The sequence below is a fragment of the Mycobacterium gastri genome (assembly GCF_002102175.1).
In the GTDB taxonomy this organism is placed as follows: Bacteria; Actinomycetota; Actinomycetes; order Mycobacteriales; family Mycobacteriaceae; genus Mycobacterium; species Mycobacterium gastri.
The window spans coordinates 23,413-39,499 of sequence record NZ_LQOX01000122.1; the positions used below are offsets into that span (position 1 = coordinate 23,413).

The following is a 16,087-nucleotide window of genomic DNA, read 5'->3' on the forward strand; positions in this document are numbered from 1 at the left end:
CGGTCACGCGGTTCGCAACCGCACCGGCATGTTACTAGACGGTAACTTTTTGCGGTTTGCCCTCACACCATAGCGGGTCGTATTTGCCGGATTGCCCGGTCACCCCGGCAAACGGGGATGCCGTAGCTGGTTAGTCGGTACGCTTCGCATCCCCGTCGGACCGCCCGTAACCGGTGCGCGGTTCGCGAATCAGGCGGTACGGGTTAGCCTGCCTTAACAATGAGCGCATTCGTCCCCGGCCTTCCCCGAAACACCCCGACCGCCTCCCCGCCGGCGGTCTCTCCGACGAGCCCGACGGTGCTCACCTTGACGGGTGAACGCACCATCCCCGACCTGGACGTCGAGAATTACTGGTTCCGCCGCCACGAGGTCGTCTATCAGCGGCTGGCGCCGCGCTGCGCGGGCCGTGACGTGCTGGAAGCCGGGTGCGGCGAAGGCTACGGTGCCGACCTGATCGCCGAGGTGGCCCGTCGGGTGATCGCGATCGACTACGACGAGGCCGCCGTGGCACATGTCGGCAGCCGCTATCCCCGGGTCGACGTGATGCAGGCCAACCTGGCCGAGCTGCCGCTGCCCGACGCGTCGGTGGACGTCGTGGTCAACTTCCAGGTCATCGAGCATCTCTGGGATCAAGGCGGGTTCGTTCGCGAGTGCGCCCGGGTGCTGCGCCCGTCGGGCCTGCTGATGGTGTCCACGCCAAATCGGATCACCTTCTCCCCCGGCCGCGACACTCCGATCAATCCCTTCCACACCCGCGAGCTCAACGCCGACGAACTCACCGAGCTGCTGGTCGACGCGGGCTTCACCGAGGTGGCCATGTACGGGTTGTTTCACGGGCCGCGGTTGCGCGAGATGGATGCCCGCCACGGCGGCTCGATCATCGATGCCCAGATCGCGCGGGCAGTCGCCGACGCGCCGTGGCCTGCCGAGCTGGTGGCAGACGTCGCGGCGGTCACCACGGCCGACTTCGACATGGTGACCCACGACGACGGCCCCGACATTCAAGACAGCCTGGACCTGATCGCAATCGCGGTGCGGCCGTGACCGCACCCGCAAGCCGGGTGCCCGGAATGTTCACCCTGGTCTTGCACACCCACCTGCCATGGCTGGCCCACCACGGCCGGTGGCCGGTCGGTGAGGAGTGGCTCTACCAATCCTGGTCGGCCGCGTACCTGCCGTTGTTCCGGGTACTGCGGGAGCTGGCCGGCGAAGACCGCCGCGGCTTGATCACCCTCGGCATGACCCCGGTGGTCAACGCCCAGCTCGACGACCCGTATTGCCTGGACGGGATGCACCACTGGCTGGCCAACTGGCGCTTGCGCGCCACCGAAGCCACCAGCGTGCGATGGGCGCCGCGCTCGAAATCGGCGCACTATCAATCATGCGCCCCGGAAGCGTTGCGGCCGTTCGGGATTCGCGAATGCGCCGAGGCGGACCAAGCACTTGAGGACTTCGCGGCGCTGTGGCGCCACGGCGGCAGCCCACTGCTGCGCGGCTTGATCGACGCCGGCGCGGTGGAGCTGCTCGGTGGGCCGCTGGCGCACCCCTTCCAGCCATTGCTGAATCCCAGGCTGCGCGAGTTCGCGTTGCGCGAAGGCCTGGCCGACGCGTGGTTGCGGATGGCGGCACGCCCGACCGGAATCTGGGCGCCCGAATGCGCCTACGCGCCCGGCCTGGAGCACGACTACGCCGCCGCGGAAGTCAGCCACTTCATGGTGGACGGGCCGTCGCTGCACGGGGACACCGCGCTGGGCCGGCCGGTCGGTGACACCGACGTGGTCGCGTTCGGACGTGACCTGCAGGTCAGCTACCGGGTGTGGTCGCCGAAATCCGGCTACCCCGGACACGCGGCCTACCGCGACTTCCACACCTACGACCATCTGACGGGTCTCAAGCCGGCCCGGGTCACCGGCCGCAATGTGGCATCGGACGCCAAGGCGCCCTACGACCCCGGACGGGCGGACCGTGCGGTCGACGTTCATGTCGCCGACTTCGTCGACCTGGTGCGCGGTCGGCTCACCGCCGAGTCGGAGCGCATCGGGCGGCCCGCCCACGTGGTCGCCGCCTTCGACACCGAGTTGTTCGGTCACTGGTGGTATGAGGGACCGACATGGCTGGCGCGAGTGCTGCGGGCGTTGCCGGCTGCCGGGGTGCGAGTCGGCACGCTGCGCGACGCGCTTGATGACGGGTTCGTCGGCGACCCGGTCGAATTACCGCCCAGCTCTTGGGGTTCCGGCAAAGACTGGCAAGTGTGGAACGGCGAGAAGGTGGCCGACCTGGTCCAGCTCAACTCCGAAGTCGTCGACACCGCTTTGACCACCGTTGACAAGGCTTTGGCCCAGACCGCATCACTGGATGGGCCGATCCCCCGCGATCATGTCGCCGACCAGATCCTGCGCGAGACACTGCTGACCGTGTCCAGCGACTGGCCGTTCATGGTGAGCAAGGACTCGGCCGCCGACTATGCGCGGTATCGCGCGCATCTGCACGCCCATGCGACCCGCGAGATCGCCGGGGCGCTGGCGTCCGGCCGGCGCGACAACGCGCAGCGGCTGGCCGATGGATGGAACCGCGCCGACGGGCTGTTCGGCGCTTTGGATGCCCGAAGGCTGCCCCGATGACCGCCTCGCCGGGGCCGCCGGCCCGCCGAGACTGCGCTGGCCGCATCCATCCTGCGATCAGCGTCTATTCGGGGGGCGAATCCGCGCTGTGGTTGCAGTTTCGGCGACGGAATGGGGGGCCGCTTCGATGAAAATCCTGATGGTGTCGTGGGAGTACCCGCCGGTGGTGATCGGCGGGCTCGGCCGCCATGTGCACCATCTCTCGACCGCATTGGCCGCGGCCGGTCACGACGTCGTCGTTCTGTCCCGCCGGCCCGCCGACACCGACCCCAGCACCCACCCGTCGTCAGATGTGGTCAGCGAAGGGGTGCGGGTGATCGCGGCCGCACAGGATCCGCACGAATTCAGCTTCGGCAGCGACATGATGGCCTGGACCCTGGCGATGGGTCATGCGATGATCCGGGCCGGCCTGTCGCTCAAGAGGCACGGCACCGACCGGCCGTGGCGTCCCGACGTCGTGCACGCCCACGACTGGCTGGTTGCGCATCCGGCCATCGCGCTCGCCCAGTTTTACGACGTGCCAATGGTTTCCACGATTCACGCGACCGAAGCCGGGCGGCATTCGGGCTGGGTGACGGGCGTGCTGAGTCGTCAGGTACACGCGGTCGAGTCGTGGCTGGTCCGCGAATCCGATTCGCTCATCACGTGTTCGGCGTCGATGAGCGACGAGATCACCGAACTGTTCGGCCCGGGCCTGGCCGAAACCACGGTGATCCGCAACGGTATTGACGCGGCGCGCTGGCCATTCGCGGTCCGACGCGTGCGCACCGGGGCGCCCGAGCTGCTGTACGTCGGCCGGCTCGAATACGAGAAGGGCGTGCACGACGCCATTGCCGCGCTGCCGCGGATCAGGCGCGCCCACCCGGGTACCACCCTGACCGTCGCCGGCGAAGGGACCCAACGGGATTGGCTGGTCGGGCAGGCCCGCAAACACCGGGTACTCAAGGCAACCAAGTTCGTCGGACACCTCGACCACATCGAACTACTGGCGGTGTTGCACCGGGCGGACGCGGCGGTATTCCCCAGCCACTACGAGCCGTTCGGGCTGGTCGCGCTGGAAGCCGCCGCCGCCGGCGCCCCGCTGGTGACGTCGAATATCGGCGGCCTGGGCGAAGCGGTGATCAACGGGGTGACCGGGATATCGTGCCCGCCCCGCGACTTGGCGGCGCTGGCCACCGCGGTGTGCGCGGTTTTCGCCGACCCGGCGGCCGCACAGCAGCGGGCCCGCGCCGCCCGCGACCGGCTCACGTCCGACTTCGATTGGGGGACCGTGGCCGACGAGACTGCTCAGGTGTATCTGGCGGCCAAGCGCCGGGAACGGCAGCTGCTGCCCCGGCTGCCCATCGTCGAGCACGCGTTGCCGGACCGCTAGTCGACTCTGTCCAGGCCGACCGCTGTGGCGCAATACCGCCACAGCAAGTCGCGATCGACGTCACTGGACCGGGTCCACGGCAGGTAGTGCTCGGGTCGTGGCCGGCGATCGTGCCAGAAGGTGCCGGTCGGTGGTGCGGGCTTGGTCGCGGCGAGCCACACGGCGGTGTCGGCGCCCTCTTCCGGGGTGCGCAGCAGCGGCCCGGTGACCGCGCGAAAACCTGGAAGTGACGACGCTACGCCCGGAGTGTCGGCCCAACCCGGATGCATGGAATACACGCGGATGTGCCGGTCGGCCCAGCGGCGGGCCAGGATCGGGGTGAACGCCACCTGCATCCGTTTGGTGCGGGCATACGCGACGGCACCACGGTAGCTGCCGACGCGGTACTCGGGGTCCTCGACCGGCAGCGACTGAGTGTACATCCCGCCGGAGGACATCAGGATCACCCGCGGGTCGTCGGATGCGGCCAGCATCGAACTCAGCCGCTCAGTCAGCAGGATCGGCCCCAAAACATGTGTGGCCAACGTGATTTCGTGGCCATCGGCGGTCTCGTCGCGGGTGGCGGGCAGCAATCCGGCATTGTGGATCAGCACGTCCAGCCGCGGCACCCGGGTGCGCAGCTCGGCGGCGAAGGCGCGCACGGTGCCCAGGTCGGAGACGTCGCACACCGCCACCCGCACGTCGGCACCCGATTCGGCGACGATCTCGTCGCGTGCCCGCTCGCCGCTCTCGCGGTCGCGAACGGTCAGCAGCACGGTCGCGTCCAGTCCGGCCAGGCCCGCGGCAATGGCCTTGCCCAGGCCGCGATTGGCGCCGGTGACCAGCACGGTGCGTCCCCGCAGGGCACCCTGCGGCAGGTCGTCCGCCCAGCCCGATTGGCGAAGCCGATAGCCGATGCGGGTATAACCGGGCACGACCGTCCGGTCGAGGGCCGTGTCGAGCAGCGGGCGCAACCGGCCGAAAACGCTCATACTGCCCATACTCCACCTATCCCGCCGCGGCAGCGGCACCCGCCGGCGGCTCAGCCGGCATCTCGGCCGTCACGGCTGCGCGCGCTTAGGCACGACCCCGCAGATCCGCCAGCCATCCCGGAAAAAGCCACAACCCGGGCGCGGTGTTGATCATCGGATCGAACGACACGTCGTTACCCGGCCCCGGACTGATGGCGCTGGTCAGCGTCAGGTGAGCCACCTTCTCGAAATTGGCTCTGCCGCAAGCCTGGTCGAGGGCCACGTCGACGCCACCGTCGTTGATTTGTTCCCGAACATTGCCGAGGGACAGGCCAAATCCGTTGACATCGTTCAGTATTCGCGCTCGTAGCCACCAGTACTTTGCCCGGTAGCGCAACGGCATGAGGGTGGTCATGGGTTGGCCCGTCCACGATGTGACCGGCCGCAGCGCCAGCGCCCGGCTCAGGACACCAGATCCTGCGGAGACCAACAGGATGTCCCACGGCGTCTCATCGACCTGCGGGGGCGCGATCCGCAGGGCCAGCCCGATGAAGTCGGGCAGGGACCCCGGCGTGCCGGAAAGAGTCATCCGCGCCGGGTTCCCCTTCTCGGCAGTGGGAAAACAGCACCGGGGCCGGCCGGTCATCGTTGCCGCGCAGCTGCTCTCGGGTCTGTCCCCGTTCGAATTCCGTCGTTCACCGGCCGATCGTGTGTCCCAAGGGCGGCTGTATTGGGCCAGCCGACCGTGCGTCGACGTAGAGCTGCCGCATGACCGCCTGCCACGACTGTGCCCACAGCGTTGAGCCGCGCACCCCGTCGAGCAGTCCGACAACAACGGCGCCGTTGTCCTCGGTCAGCGCATACACCGGCCCGCCCAGGCCGCGTTGGTCTGCGGTCATGTCGGCAATGGCGAACCCGTCGTTGCCGACCGAGCTGACCCGGCCGCAGACTTGCCCGGAGAGTATTCCGGCATGGCACACCGGCAGCCCCGGTTGCACGCTGAATCCCGGGGTGGACTGCAATTGACGCCCGCTGGGCAACAGCTCCGTGGCGATCACCTCGGGGGCCAGTGTGATGACTTCGTATTCGACGCCCGCCGCCGAGTCGGCTGCCGCGGGTTCGTTGACGGTGCCGCGCCGGGCAAGCATCACGGTACCGACCACGTTGTTCTTGCTGTCGGTCACGGTGGACCCCTCGTCGCAGCGGCCAGCGCTCACCGCGATCCGCAGCCGCGTTTCAACGAACCCCACCGTGCACACCATGGCGCCCTGGTGAATTTCCATGCCCGGAAATACCGTGACACCGGGTTTGGCCGCAGCCGGCGCCGCTGCACCGAGCGCCACCAACGCGATCGCCATAGCTACCGCGGAATGGCGAAATCCGTACGACACGGTTTCCATTTGGCCGCTACCATTCCTCGTCTCCACAAGGGCAACTTCCGCAGCCGTCAATTCCAGGCTGTACAAGTCGCCCAGCGGGCTCAGATTACCCCTTTTCCGGCGCGGTCAAACCCAAATAGCACAGAAACCAAGGGGGCAGTGGCGAGCACATTTTCCGTCGGCGATCTGGTCGCAAGGCGATCGGCGATGGGCCCGCAGTCGAAGGTCAGCAAGCGAAGTGGGATTGCCGCATGGTAGCCGAAACGCGAAGACTCAGCCTCCGTTCCCGACCTCAGGTGTCCGGCCGAAATCTGTTGTGCTGCAAGCCTTAAGTCGCCGTTCCGGGCTTCGCGCCGGGTCCGCCTGCGGCCACCGCGCAACGGCTACCGACGTTAGTCGTTCCGACGAGGTTGAGTTCACAGCTGATCACCGCGGGGGCGGTGTCCCAAAGGCTGTCGCTCCCGCGCCCACCACACACTCGATGGGCTCCTCGAATATGACTGCTTTAGGGGCTATCAGCCCACCAGAACAACCCCGCTGCCGCTATGTGGTCGACTACTCTGGGGCGCGGCTGTACGTTTACGCGCGCAGCACGGCTACCATTATGCGCATCGACGGAGAGATCGACGCTTCGAACGCCGAGCGCATTGCCCACGAAATTCGGCGCTTCGCGCGGGTAAAGGCGCCGTTGATACTCGACCTGAGCCATCTCGATTTCCTCAGCGTTGACGGTTTTCGGGCTCTTCTGGTGCTCAACGGCGAACACCACAAAGCCAGCCTGCGCTGCAGCGTGATCGCGGGTCCTGCGATGCGACCGCTATTGCGCATTGTCATCAATCACGGTCTGCCGGTCGCCGATTCGATTGCCGAGGCTCTGCAGTTGATCGAGGACGTCATCAGCTCGCGCCGTCAGTTCCTTGCCGGACTGGCCAAACAGCGCGAACCGCAGCGCCGGACCCCCCTCACGCAAGTCTCCGGAGATCGTCGCTAAGACCTGCCCGCAGCGGTCAGCACCTCATCACCGGAACGGCAACTTCGTTGCGGCGCAAGCACGGAATTGTCCACGGTGGGTCATAGAACCACGCCACCGGAGCCCCGGCCGGCGTGTATTCGGTGCCGTCGAGCAGACGGCGCAATTCATCGATGTGTGAGGCGACGGCACCGGGTCCGCGGTCACCGCTGAAACGCAGCACGACGTACTCCTGCGCCGGTACCGAGACGAGTTGGACGGATTCGTCATCGGGCGTGGGTAGGGTATCCAGTGTCCACTTGGCCGGCATGAAAAACCGGATCACCCAGGTGCCGTCGCGCCCGGCTTGCTGTGCTACCGGGGCCGCCATGGCGATGCGCTTTCCCGCGCCGGCTCCTCCGCCGGCCCGTTGCTGACTGACCGGAGCCGTCATCGCGATTTTCGAATTCGCGTGATTCGCACCGAAAATGTAGCCCGCCAATGCGCGGAATCCGCGATTGCGGGCGCCTTCCTCGGTATCGCCGACGACGACTTCGGCCGCCACGCGTGGGCCGTAGCGGCGGATCTGTAGGCCGCCGCGGAGCTGCTCTACAGTATGGGGCGGTTTCTCGGTCCCCACCCGCACCCCGACGACCGAGCCGGCCGCCTCGACGAGCCGGGTCAGCAGTGGCACGACACATCCCAGCATCTGCGGACCTACCTTTCGTGTGCTTCACGGCCTAACGGCGCGGACCAGCCCGACGTGTCGGCTCTGAAAATATCGAATGGCAGTCTCTTTTTCCGCAGCAATCCTATTTTCCAGCGAAAACGCCGCGCACCGCGCCGGAGCCGGTGTAGACCGCGATGCCACGGCCAGTAGCCTCGATACGAACAGCTGTGGCGCGAAGGCGCAAGACGGGAGCCGTGCAATGAAACCGCAGAATGGGGGACGGCACTTTCCCTATCGCTACGATCCTCGGCTGGCTGCGATGTGGCTACCGTTTCGGTGGCCGGGAAGCCAGGGCGTGACGCTGACGGACGACGGCCGTTTCCTGGCTCGCTACGGGCCGTTTCGTGTCGATGCGCCGTTGTCGAGCGTCCGCGACGCGCACATCACCGGCCCGTATCGATGGTGGACCGCGGTAGGCCCCCGGCTGTCGATGGTCGATGACGGACTCACCTTCGGCACGAACGCGCGCGCCGGGGTGTGCGTCCACTTCGAACCGCCTGTTCACCGGGTGCTGGGACTTCGGGACCACTCGGCCTTGACGGTGACCGTCGCAGACCCTGAAGGGCTAGTGGCCGCGCTCAAGGGCATTCAGTAGCCGCAGCGGCGGCCGAGTCGGGCCGGGCCGCGGCGGAAAGGCTGTCGGACCGACGCTGACAAGACGACCGTTGCCACATCGTCCACGCCGCAAGCCCCGCCCGTCTCCGGCGCTCAGCCGGTATTTCGATGGCCTCGTCGGACGGCCTTGGGGTGCGCAAAGGTTTCCTCTCGAGGCTTAACGGGAAATTGAGGTCGGGGGGCAATGCCGCCGAATCGAGAAATCAACGGGAGGCAGATATGGCACGCAGAAGTGGACCCCTGGAAGCCGTCAGCGGCATCGTCGAGGGAGTCAAGGGCGCGATCAGGCAGGTCATCGGTTTGGCGACCGGCAATGACCGGCTCGCGCAGGAAGCAAAGACCCAGCAGGACAAGGCCGAGGCCCAACGCCAGGCGGCCAAAAAAGAGGTCGCGGCCGAATCGGCCCGGGCCGGCGCGAAGGCTGCAAAAGAACGGCAGCAGGCCAACCAGTAGTTCGTCGAGACGCGCCGGGCCCGACCGGAATTCCGGCCGGGCCCACCGTCGATTATCGCCGTGAGCGCAGGAGCGCTCGATTTACGTTGGCGTGCAGGGTATTCGAATATCTTTCTACGGTCGCCACCGCGGGTTCGGATGCGGCCATGCTTGACGGTTGGTTTGCTTATATTTAAATATCTGAAATGCTCGCGGTGGGGTGTGGGACGGGCTCGCGGCTGCGGTGATTGGCCGCGCTCGGGGTCGACTACACCATCTTCTTGGTCACCCGCGCCCGAGAGGAAGCCGCACACCACGGCGCCCGTGACGGAATGATCCGCGCGGTGTCGGCCACCGGCGGCGTCATCACCAGTGCGGGAATCGTCTTGGCCGCCGTGTTCTGTGTCTTGGGCGTGCTGCCGCTGGTTGCGCTGACCCAGATAGGTATCATCGTGGGCCTGGGAATCCTGCTGGACACCTTCGCCGTGCGCACGCTGGTGATCCCGGCTTTGTTCACCCTCATCGGTGATGGTATGTGGTGGCCCACTTTCCCGAATCATATTGATCATCAACATGCTTGAGCCAACTAACCGAACGGAGGACTGGGATGACTAAGTCGACACTGACCGCTACCGGGCTGGCCGTCACGGCGGCGGCGGGGGCCGGAAGCATCGCCAGCCCGGGATCGATCGCCGGGTGGTAAGCACGGCTTCGCAAACCCGCGTACCAGCCGCCAAGCATCGCCAGCGCCGCCTGCAGTATCTGGGTGATTCGCTGCGGCAACTGCGAGACGATCTGGGCGGCCGCCTGCTGGTGACTCGCGGGCGTCCCGAAGAACGAATTCCCTTAATTGCCAAGCAAATCGGGGCATCGGCGGTACATATCTCCGAGGATTTCGCGCCGTTCGGCCGGCGCCGCGACGAGCGGGTGCGCACGGCGCTGGGCTCGGTTCCGCTGGTGGCGACGGGATCGCCGTATCTGGTGTCACCCGGACGCGTCGCCAAAGACGACGGGACGCCATATCGGGTGTTCACCCCGTTCTTTCGCCGGTGGAGCGAGGCGGGTTGGCCGTCGCCGGCGCGTACCGGCCGCGACTGTGCGCGCTGGCTGGACCCGGCCCAGGTGGCCGTCGAACACTGCGAAATCCCCGACCCTGGTGCGCCACTTGACTTGGCTGCGGGCGAGGCCGCGGCTCGTCGGGACTGGAGAGCTTTCGTCGACGACGGACTGGAACGCTACGCGCAGGATCGCGACCGGCCCGACCTCGACGGCACCAGCCGGATGTCGGCGCACCTGAAGTTCGGCACTATTCACCCCCGGACCATGGTCGCCGGCCTGGACTTCGGCGCCGCCGGCGCCCGAAGTTACCTGCGCGAGGTGGCTTTTCGCGACTTTTATGCCGCAGTTCTGTATGACTGCCCGGCCAGCGCCTGACGCAATTGGAACAGTGACTACGAGCGCATCCGGACCGATACGGGCAGCCGGGCGGAACACCTCTTCGAGGCCTGGAAGGCCGGCATCACCGGGTTTCCACTGATCGACGCGGGGATGCGGCAACTGCGCGAGACGGGGTTCATGCACAACCGGGTCCGGATGATCGCGGCATCGTTTCTCGTCAAGGACCTGCATCTGCCCTGGCAATGGGGGGCGGCCTGGTTCCTGGAGCAGCTCACCGACGGCGACATGGCCAGCAACCAGCACGGGTGGCCGTGGTGCGCGGGATGCGGTACTGACGCCGCGCCGTACTTCCGGGTGTTCAACCCGACCACGCAGGGCGAGAAGTTCGACCCCTCAGGCGATTTCATTCGCCGCCGGGTGTCTGAGCTGGGCGCTACCACCGACGTCCACCTCCAGACCGGCAACCGCCCGCAGGGGTATCCACTGCCGATCGTGGACCACAGCACCGAGCGCGCCGAGGCGCTGCGCCGCTGCCGCGGCGTCAGCTGACCGGCCCGCACCATTTCCCGGATTCGCTTTCGGAGAAGCTGTTTGGCATGTAAGTATCAGCCGATTCACAGTTTTCCCAGTTTTCCGAAGCCCAGGGAGGCGATATGGCTTACTCGATCGTTCGCACGTTGCTGGTCTCAGGTGCTGCCGTGGGGCTGATCGCCAGCGCCGGAGCCTGCTCGTGTTCGATCGGATCGTCGTCGCATTCGGTGAGCAAGAGCGACGTCGCCGACCAGATCAGAGCCAAGATGACCGACGCCGCCGGTAACAAGCCGGAATCGGTGACCTGCCCGGGTGACCTGCCGGCCAAGCTCGGCGCGCAGCTGAACTGCGAAATGAAAGTCAAAGACTCGACTTACAACGTCAACGTCACCGTGACCAGCGTCGAAGGCAAGGACGTCAAGTTCGACATGGTGGAGACAGTCGACAAGAACCAGGTTGCCTCCATCATCAGCAACAAGCTGACCCAGCAGGTGGGCCGACGGCCTGATTCGGTGACCTGCCCCGACAACCTGAAGGGGGTGGAGGGCGCCACACTTCGTTGCCAACTCACCGACGGCAGCGACAAATACGGCGTCAACGTGACCGTCACCAGCGTCGACGCCGGCGATGTCAACTTCGACTTCAAAGTCGACGACCACCCCGAATAGGTCGGCAAAGGCAGGGTTTGCGGAGCGCTGAATCACCCAGGCTCGGCGACCCGCGACCACCCGCCGGCGGAAGCTGTTCACACTGCCAGCAGACCTAGGAGTATCGATCGGTGGTTCTACATGGCGCATACCCGCACCTTGAGGTCTGAACATCTCCAGGGGCCGCGGGTGCCGGGGATCTTCGCTCACCCCGATGACGAAACACTTTGTGCCGGTGGGACATTCGCCAAGTGCTCGAGTGCTGGTGCTACCGATGTCGGCGTGGTCTCGATGACCAGGGGTGGGGCGGGTCAGATCAGGATGCGGGCGTGGCGACGAGGAGAAACCTCATAGCGGTTCGGGAGAATGAACTGCGAGCCGCCGGCCAGGAATTGGGGCTCAGCGAGACAAGGTGCTTCGACTACCCCGACGGCGGGCTCCCCCGCACTGGACGCCGACATCCTTTCGGGGCTCGCTACCGACCTGATCAACGATATCGAGCCCACGTCGTCGTTACCTTCGGTCCCGACGGCTTCAGCGGCCTTCCCGACCACATCGCCGTGGGAGCCGTCATCACTAAGCTAGGGCAAAGCTAGGGCCTGCTATGCGCGGCGATCCGACGGATCGATTCGTCTGTTTCACTGTCACATGCCCCAGAACCGGATGCTGTTGTGCGACCGTCTCGCTGCGTGGGTCGTCGAACTGCATTCCCGCTTCAAGGGGACCGCCGAATTCGTCAGGGCGCTTTCGGTGTTCTCCCGCGAGACGACCACGCTTGGCTGCGCAGCCGACTTTGTCAACTTGCAGTGGCTCCCCGCTGGCTCCTACCTGGTCGAGCGGGGCGAGGCTGCCAATTGCATGTACTTCTTCTTGTCTGGCCAGGTGGCGATCCGACGTGATGGCGCCGACGGTGGTCCAGCAGCCTCGGTCCGGTCAGCATCCGCCGCGCCGTCAAGCGTCCCACCCCGTGGTGGCCACGACTCGATCCAGAATCGTGCTCTTGGCCACGGGTTCTCAGCGGGCCGCCTTCTTACGCTCGATGTCGGCCAGGGCAGCGGCCAGTTCTGCCCGCTGAGCTGCCGACGCATCCCAGGCAACCTGCCGATTCTTGACCACCTTGGCCGGAGCGCCGACGGCGATCGAATAGTCGGGGACGACGCCGCGGACCACGGCATGCGATCCCAGCACGCAGCCGCGCCCGATGGAAGTGCCCCGCAGCACCGTCACCTTCACACCGACCCAGGTGTCGGGCCCGATGCGGACCGGCGACTTGACGATGCCCTGGTCCTTGATCGGGACCGTGATGTCGTCCATGCGGTGGTCGAAATCACAGATGTAGCACCAGTCCGCCATCAGCACCGAGGCCCCGATCTCGATGTCGAGATAGCAGTTGATGACGTTGTCCCGGCCGAGCACCACCTTGTCGCCGAAACGCAGCGAGCCCTCGTGGGCGCGGATGGTGTTCTTGTCCCCGATGTGCACCCAGCGGCCGATCTCCAGTTGGGCCAGCTCCGGCGTCGCATGAATCTCCACACCCTTACCGAGGAACACCATGCCCCGGGTGATGATGTGCGGGTTGGCGAGCTTGAACTTCAGCAGCCGCCAGTAGCGCACCAGATACCACGGGGTATAGGCACGGTTGGCTATTACCCATTTCAGCGATGCCAGCGTGAGGAACTTGGCCTGGCGCGGGTCTCGCAGTTGCGCACCACGCCAGCGGCGATGCAGCGGCGCACCCCACATGGTCGTCATGGCGGGAAGCCTAGCCTGACGACGATGCGGGACGCATAGCGTCCCGAGAAGGAGTCAGGCAATCAGGCACAGCCTGACGACTCGGAGGCTATCGAGAGATGGGGGCACCTCCCGCTTGCGGGGGAGAGTCAGGCAATCAGGCACACGCGAGACGCCACGCGTTACCCTCACCTGTACCCGATGGCTGCTATGCCGAAGGGCCGGACTCGCTTGCCGGCGAGCGACGTTGCGGAAGGATTGGGGAATTTGCGAAAGGACTGCGAAAGGTCGAGGTGCTTGCGCGGCGTCTCCTGACAGCCATGTTCGCCGCCGTGCTCACGGTCGGGCTCAGCGGTTGCGGCAACACGGATTCCTGGGTGGATGCGGCGCCGGCACTGGGCTGGCCCGCGCAATACGGCGATGCCGCCAACAGCAGCTACACCACCACCAGCGGTGCCAGCAAGCTCAGGCTGGCCTGGACGCGTTCGGTCAAGGGCAGCCTGGCGGCCGGGCCGGCGCTGAGTGCGCGCGGCTACCTGGCGATCAACGCGCAGACCCCGGCCGGTTGTTCGCTGATGGAGTGGGAGAACAACAACAACGGCCGCCAGCGCTGGTGTGTCCGGCTGGTGCAGGGCGGCGGCTTCGCCGGCCCGTTACTGGACGGCTTCGACAACCTCTACGTCGGACAGCCGGGAGCGATGGTGGCCTTTCCGGTCACCCAGTGGACACGCTGGCGTCAACCGGTGATCGGGATGCCGACCACTCCCCGATTCGTCGGGCACGGCCACCTGCTCGTCGCAACCCATCTCGGGCAGGTGCTGGTTTTCGATACCCACCGCGGCAGGGTGGTCGGCAGCCCGCTGGATCTGGTCGAGGGCGTCGATCCGGCCGATCCAATGCGCGGACTGGCCGACTGCGCGCCGGCGCGGATGGGCTGTCCGGTGGCAGACGCCCCGGCTTTCTCAGCGGTCAACGGCACGGTAGTGCTTGGTGTCTGGCAGCCGGGGGCGCCGGGGGCGGGGCTGGTGGGCCTGAAATTGCGGGACCGACAGTTGGTCCGTGAGTGGGCCAGTGATGCGGTCAAAGACGGGGTGCTAGCCAGTCCGGTGCTGTCTGCCGACGGAGCGACGGTCTACGTCAACGGCCGCGACCAACAGCTGTGGGCCCTGCACGCCGCCGACGGCAAGGTCAAATGGTCGGTGCCGCTGGGATTTCTGGCGCAGACTCCGCCCACGGTCACCCCGGAGGGCTTGATCGTGTCCGGCGGCGGTCCCGGCACCCAGCTGGTGGCCTTCCGCGACGCCGGTGACCATGCCGACCGGGCCTGGCGACGCGACGACGTCACGCCGTTGTCAACGTCCAGCCTGGGCGGGGCCGAGGTCGGCTACACCGTGGTTGCCGGTCCACCCCACGACGGCGGGCCGGGTTTATCGTTGCTGGTTTTCAATCCGGCCAACGGTCATACGGTCAACAGCTATCCACTGCCGGCGGCCACCGGATATCCGGTCGGGGTGTCGATCGGGTATGACCGCCAAGTGGTAACCGCCACCAGCGACGGCCAGGTCTACAGCTTCGCGCCGGCGTAGCGGCCATACTTGGTCGATGTCTACCGATGATGCGGCCACGGCGAACGCGGCTGTGTCCAGCCGCCGCAGCCCCGCCCACCGGGCGCTGGATGTCACGGTCGCGATCCTGCTGCTGGCGGTACACGCCCTGCTGTTCGTGGCGACGATGCTGGTGCTGGGCATGCTCGTGATGGGCACCGACCCGTGCGGTGGGCAGCCCTGCGGTGATCCGGCCTGGGTCGACCGCGCCATCAGGTTGGGATTATGGGCCGGCATCGCGATCTTCGTCGCCGACCTGGTGGTCACCGTGTCACGTCTCGCGCGGCGCACGGTGGCCTTCTTCGTACCGATCATCGGGTGCGTGGCGCAGCTGGCGTTGGGCGGCGCCGCGGCAGCGATGGAATCGCTGGCCGGCCCGGTGTAAGCCTTAGATGGCCTTAGATGGCCTTAAATGGCCAGCGCCGGGATGGCGCTGCGCGGCACCTGGACTTGAGTTGCTCCGGCATACGACGGCAGCAGCTCGCCCTGGGCGAAGTAGAAAATCAAGTCGTCGTCGGTGATGGCGAAGTTCTGGTAGTGGCTCGGATCGAGCCCGTTCGAGGGCAGTATCACCACTCCGAGCCCGGTCTGGTGGGCCAGGTCCCGTTGCACGATCGGAAAGATCGCGTCCAGCGGCGTGGTGCCGGGCGCAAACAGCGTGTCGAAGGTGATGGGTTGTTTGGTCCCAAGGTTGTAGTTGAAGGCCTTGTACCAGGTGAACGGATGTGCGCCACCGAGATCCTGGAAGAACTTGAGCACCACGCTGCGGGTGTTGTGTGGTGGCTGGCCGGCGCTGTGTTGTTCGGCGGTGGCGTCCATCTGGTATGGCCGGTCGCGGCGGGGCGACCCCTGCGCCACCTTCACGAATCCGTCGCGGTTCTGCGTGATGTAGTCGGTCAGCGCCTGCTGGTCGGGGTAGTCGACGGGGTAGGTGATATCCAGCGTGTAGCTCGAGCCTGTCGCATGGATGTGGCACATCTGCGCTGCCTCGACCGAACCGCCGAGGCCGGCACAGGACGGCGGCGCGGCGGCCGCCGGGCAAGCCAACAGGACCGCAGCAGCCAGCACGGCGACCGCTATCAGATGACGCATCGTCGAATGTTCCTCGCAGACCTTCGGGCAGTAGCG

At 66.6% G+C, this 16,087-nt stretch carries 16 protein-coding genes and 3 pseudogenes; 13 read left to right on the forward strand and 6 right to left on the reverse strand.

The window, feature by feature from the left end; translation table 11 throughout:
• The first annotated feature begins 219 nt into the window (after positions 1 to 219).
• From AWC07_RS18450 to AWC07_RS18460, 3 genes are all read left to right on the forward strand, one after another.
• Positions 220 to 1,044: a class I SAM-dependent methyltransferase gene (locus tag AWC07_RS18450; protein WP_036417409.1), complete on the forward strand. Its 825-nt coding sequence runs from the start codon at positions 220 to 222 to the stop codon at positions 1,042 to 1,044.
• A gap of 26 nt (positions 1,045 to 1,070) precedes the next feature.
• On the forward strand, positions 1,071 to 2,621 hold the full coding sequence (locus tag AWC07_RS18455; protein WP_036417414.1) for a 1,4-alpha-glucan branching protein domain-containing protein: 1,551 nt from the start codon (positions 1,071 to 1,073) through the stop codon (positions 2,619 to 2,621).
• Between the two features lie 127 nt (positions 2,622 to 2,748).
• The gene (locus AWC07_RS18460) at positions 2,749 to 3,993 is read left to right on the forward strand and encodes a glycosyltransferase family 4 protein (protein ID WP_036417411.1); all 1,245 of its coding nucleotides are present in this window, start codon (positions 2,749 to 2,751) and stop codon (positions 3,991 to 3,993) included.
• Here the strand turns inward: AWC07_RS18460 and AWC07_RS18465 are convergent.
• The 3 genes and pseudogenes from AWC07_RS18465 to AWC07_RS18475 all read right to left on the reverse strand — a co-directional run bounded on the left by AWC07_RS18465 (position 3,990) and on the right by AWC07_RS18475 (position 6,343).
• Entirely contained in the window at positions 3,990 to 4,973 is a 984-nt protein-coding gene (locus AWC07_RS18465; RefSeq protein WP_425271260.1) for an SDR family NAD(P)-dependent oxidoreductase, read from the reverse strand. The genes AWC07_RS18460 and AWC07_RS18465 overlap by 4 nt on opposite strands.
• A gap of 41 nt (positions 4,974 to 5,014) precedes the next feature.
• Positions 5,015 to 5,523: pseudogene (locus AWC07_RS18470) on the reverse strand (phosphodiesterase); the annotation flags it as partial.
• 115 nt (positions 5,524 to 5,638) lie between these two features.
• Positions 5,639 to 6,343 (reverse strand): Rv1815 family serine proteinase, encoded by a 705-nt coding sequence (locus tag AWC07_RS18475; protein WP_085105184.1) that lies wholly within the window; start codon positions 6,341 to 6,343, stop codon positions 5,639 to 5,641.
• 475 nt (positions 6,344 to 6,818) lie between these two features.
• On the opposite strand from AWC07_RS18475, the gene AWC07_RS18480 reads away from it, so the two are divergent.
• Positions 6,819 to 7,313, forward strand: coding sequence for an STAS domain-containing protein (locus tag AWC07_RS18480; RefSeq protein ID WP_051507974.1), 495 nt, complete (start codon positions 6,819 to 6,821; stop codon positions 7,311 to 7,313).
• Between the two features lie 16 nt (positions 7,314 to 7,329).
• On the opposite strand, the gene AWC07_RS18485 is transcribed toward AWC07_RS18480, so the two are convergent.
• Positions 7,330 to 7,980 carry an SOUL family heme-binding protein gene (locus AWC07_RS18485; protein ID WP_036413019.1) on the reverse strand — a complete coding sequence of 217 codons (651 nt, stop codon included), beginning with the start codon at positions 7,978 to 7,980 and terminating at the stop codon, positions 7,330 to 7,332.
• A gap of 220 nt (positions 7,981 to 8,200) precedes the next feature.
• Between AWC07_RS18485 and AWC07_RS18490 the strand changes: the two genes are divergently transcribed.
• The 7 genes and pseudogenes from AWC07_RS18490 to AWC07_RS29865 all read left to right on the forward strand — a co-directional run bounded on the left by AWC07_RS18490 (position 8,201) and on the right by AWC07_RS29865 (position 12,220).
• Positions 8,201 to 8,596, forward strand: a complete 396-nt coding sequence (locus AWC07_RS18490; RefSeq protein ID WP_036413017.1) for a hypothetical protein — start codon at positions 8,201 to 8,203, stop codon at positions 8,594 to 8,596.
• Positions 8,597 to 8,835: 239 nt separating this feature from the next.
• On the forward strand, positions 8,836 to 9,069 hold the full coding sequence (gene mbp1 / locus AWC07_RS18495; RefSeq protein ID WP_036413015.1) for a microaggregate-binding protein 1: 234 nt from the start codon (positions 8,836 to 8,838) through the stop codon (positions 9,067 to 9,069).
• Positions 9,070 to 9,296: 227 nt separating this feature from the next.
• A pseudogene (locus AWC07_RS18500) lies at positions 9,297 to 9,629 on the forward strand (MMPL family transporter); the annotation flags it as partial.
• 156 nt (positions 9,630 to 9,785) lie between these two features.
• Positions 9,786 to 10,995, forward strand: a pseudogene (locus AWC07_RS18505) (cryptochrome/photolyase family protein); the annotation flags it as partial.
• Between the two features lie 104 nt (positions 10,996 to 11,099).
• A complete protein-coding gene (locus AWC07_RS18510) occupies positions 11,100 to 11,645 on the forward strand; it encodes an anti-apoptotic protein (RefSeq protein WP_036413011.1) in 546 nt (181 codons plus the stop codon).
• Between the two features lie 120 nt (positions 11,646 to 11,765).
• Entirely contained in the window at positions 11,766 to 11,978 is a 213-nt protein-coding gene (locus tag AWC07_RS29860) for a PIG-L deacetylase family protein (RefSeq protein WP_085105188.1), read from the forward strand.
• On the forward strand, positions 11,954 to 12,220 hold the full coding sequence (locus AWC07_RS29865) for a PIG-L deacetylase family protein (RefSeq protein WP_167380102.1): 267 nt from the start codon (positions 11,954 to 11,956) through the stop codon (positions 12,218 to 12,220). Before AWC07_RS29860 ends, AWC07_RS29865 begins: the two co-directional genes overlap by 25 nt.
• A 418-nt stretch (positions 12,221 to 12,638) precedes the next feature.
• Here the strand turns inward: AWC07_RS29865 and AWC07_RS18525 are convergent, their stop codons facing one another.
• Complete coding sequence (locus AWC07_RS18525; RefSeq protein WP_036413007.1) at positions 12,639 to 13,376, reverse strand: acyltransferase; 738 nt, start codon at positions 13,374 to 13,376, stop codon at positions 12,639 to 12,641.
• Positions 13,377 to 13,675: 299 nt separating this feature from the next.
• On the opposite strand from AWC07_RS18525, the gene AWC07_RS18530 reads away from it, so the two are divergent.
• A complete protein-coding gene (locus tag AWC07_RS18530; protein WP_051507973.1) occupies positions 13,676 to 14,941 on the forward strand; it encodes an outer membrane protein assembly factor BamB family protein in 1,266 nt (421 codons plus the stop codon).
• A gap of 16 nt (positions 14,942 to 14,957) precedes the next feature.
• The gene (locus AWC07_RS18535) at positions 14,958 to 15,344 is read left to right on the forward strand and encodes a hypothetical protein (RefSeq protein WP_036413003.1); all 387 of its coding nucleotides are present in this window, start codon (positions 14,958 to 14,960) and stop codon (positions 15,342 to 15,344) included.
• A 23-nt stretch (positions 15,345 to 15,367) separates the two neighbouring features.
• On the opposite strand, the gene AWC07_RS18540 is transcribed toward AWC07_RS18535, so the two are convergent.
• Positions 15,368 to 16,051, reverse strand: coding sequence for an esterase (locus AWC07_RS18540; protein ID WP_036413001.1), 684 nt, complete (start codon positions 16,049 to 16,051; stop codon positions 15,368 to 15,370).
• Positions 16,052 to 16,087: the final 36 nt, after the last annotated feature.

Bases quoted from the DNA above. Each gene is read 5' to 3' on its own strand.
- AWC07_RS18450 (WP_036417409.1), top strand. From the start codon at position 220: ATGAGCGCATTCGTCCCCGGCCTTCCCCGAAACACCCCGACCGCCTCC.
- AWC07_RS18455 (WP_036417414.1), top strand. From the start codon at position 1,071: ATGTTCACCCTGGTCTTGCACACCCACCTGCCATGGCTGGCCCACCAC.
- AWC07_RS18460 (WP_036417411.1), top strand. From the start codon at position 2,749: ATGAAAATCCTGATGGTGTCGTGGGAGTACCCGCCGGTGGTGATCGGC.
- AWC07_RS18465 (WP_425271260.1), bottom strand. From the start codon at position 4,973: ATGGGCAGTATGAGCGTTTTCGGCCGGTTGCGCCCGCTGCTCGACACG.
- AWC07_RS18475 (WP_085105184.1), bottom strand. From the start codon at position 6,343: ATGGAAACCGTGTCGTACGGATTTCGCCATTCCGCGGTAGCTATGGCG.
- AWC07_RS18480 (WP_051507974.1), top strand. From the start codon at position 6,819: ATGACTGCTTTAGGGGCTATCAGCCCACCAGAACAACCCCGCTGCCGC.
- AWC07_RS18485 (WP_036413019.1), bottom strand. From the start codon at position 7,980: ATGCTGGGATGTGTCGTGCCACTGCTGACCCGGCTCGTCGAGGCGGCC.
- AWC07_RS18490 (WP_036413017.1), top strand. From the start codon at position 8,201: ATGAAACCGCAGAATGGGGGACGGCACTTTCCCTATCGCTACGATCCT.
- mbp1 (WP_036413015.1), top strand. From the start codon at position 8,836: ATGGCACGCAGAAGTGGACCCCTGGAAGCCGTCAGCGGCATCGTCGAG.
- AWC07_RS18510 (WP_036413011.1), top strand. From the start codon at position 11,100: ATGGCTTACTCGATCGTTCGCACGTTGCTGGTCTCAGGTGCTGCCGTG.
- AWC07_RS29860 (WP_085105188.1), top strand. From the start codon at position 11,766: ATGGCGCATACCCGCACCTTGAGGTCTGAACATCTCCAGGGGCCGCGG.
- AWC07_RS18525 (WP_036413007.1), bottom strand. From the start codon at position 13,376: ATGACGACCATGTGGGGTGCGCCGCTGCATCGCCGCTGGCGTGGTGCG.
- AWC07_RS18530 (WP_051507973.1), top strand. From the start codon at position 13,676: ATGTTCGCCGCCGTGCTCACGGTCGGGCTCAGCGGTTGCGGCAACACG.
- AWC07_RS18535 (WP_036413003.1), top strand. From the start codon at position 14,958: ATGTCTACCGATGATGCGGCCACGGCGAACGCGGCTGTGTCCAGCCGC.
- AWC07_RS18540 (WP_036413001.1), bottom strand. From the start codon at position 16,051: ATGCGTCATCTGATAGCGGTCGCCGTGCTGGCTGCTGCGGTCCTGTTG.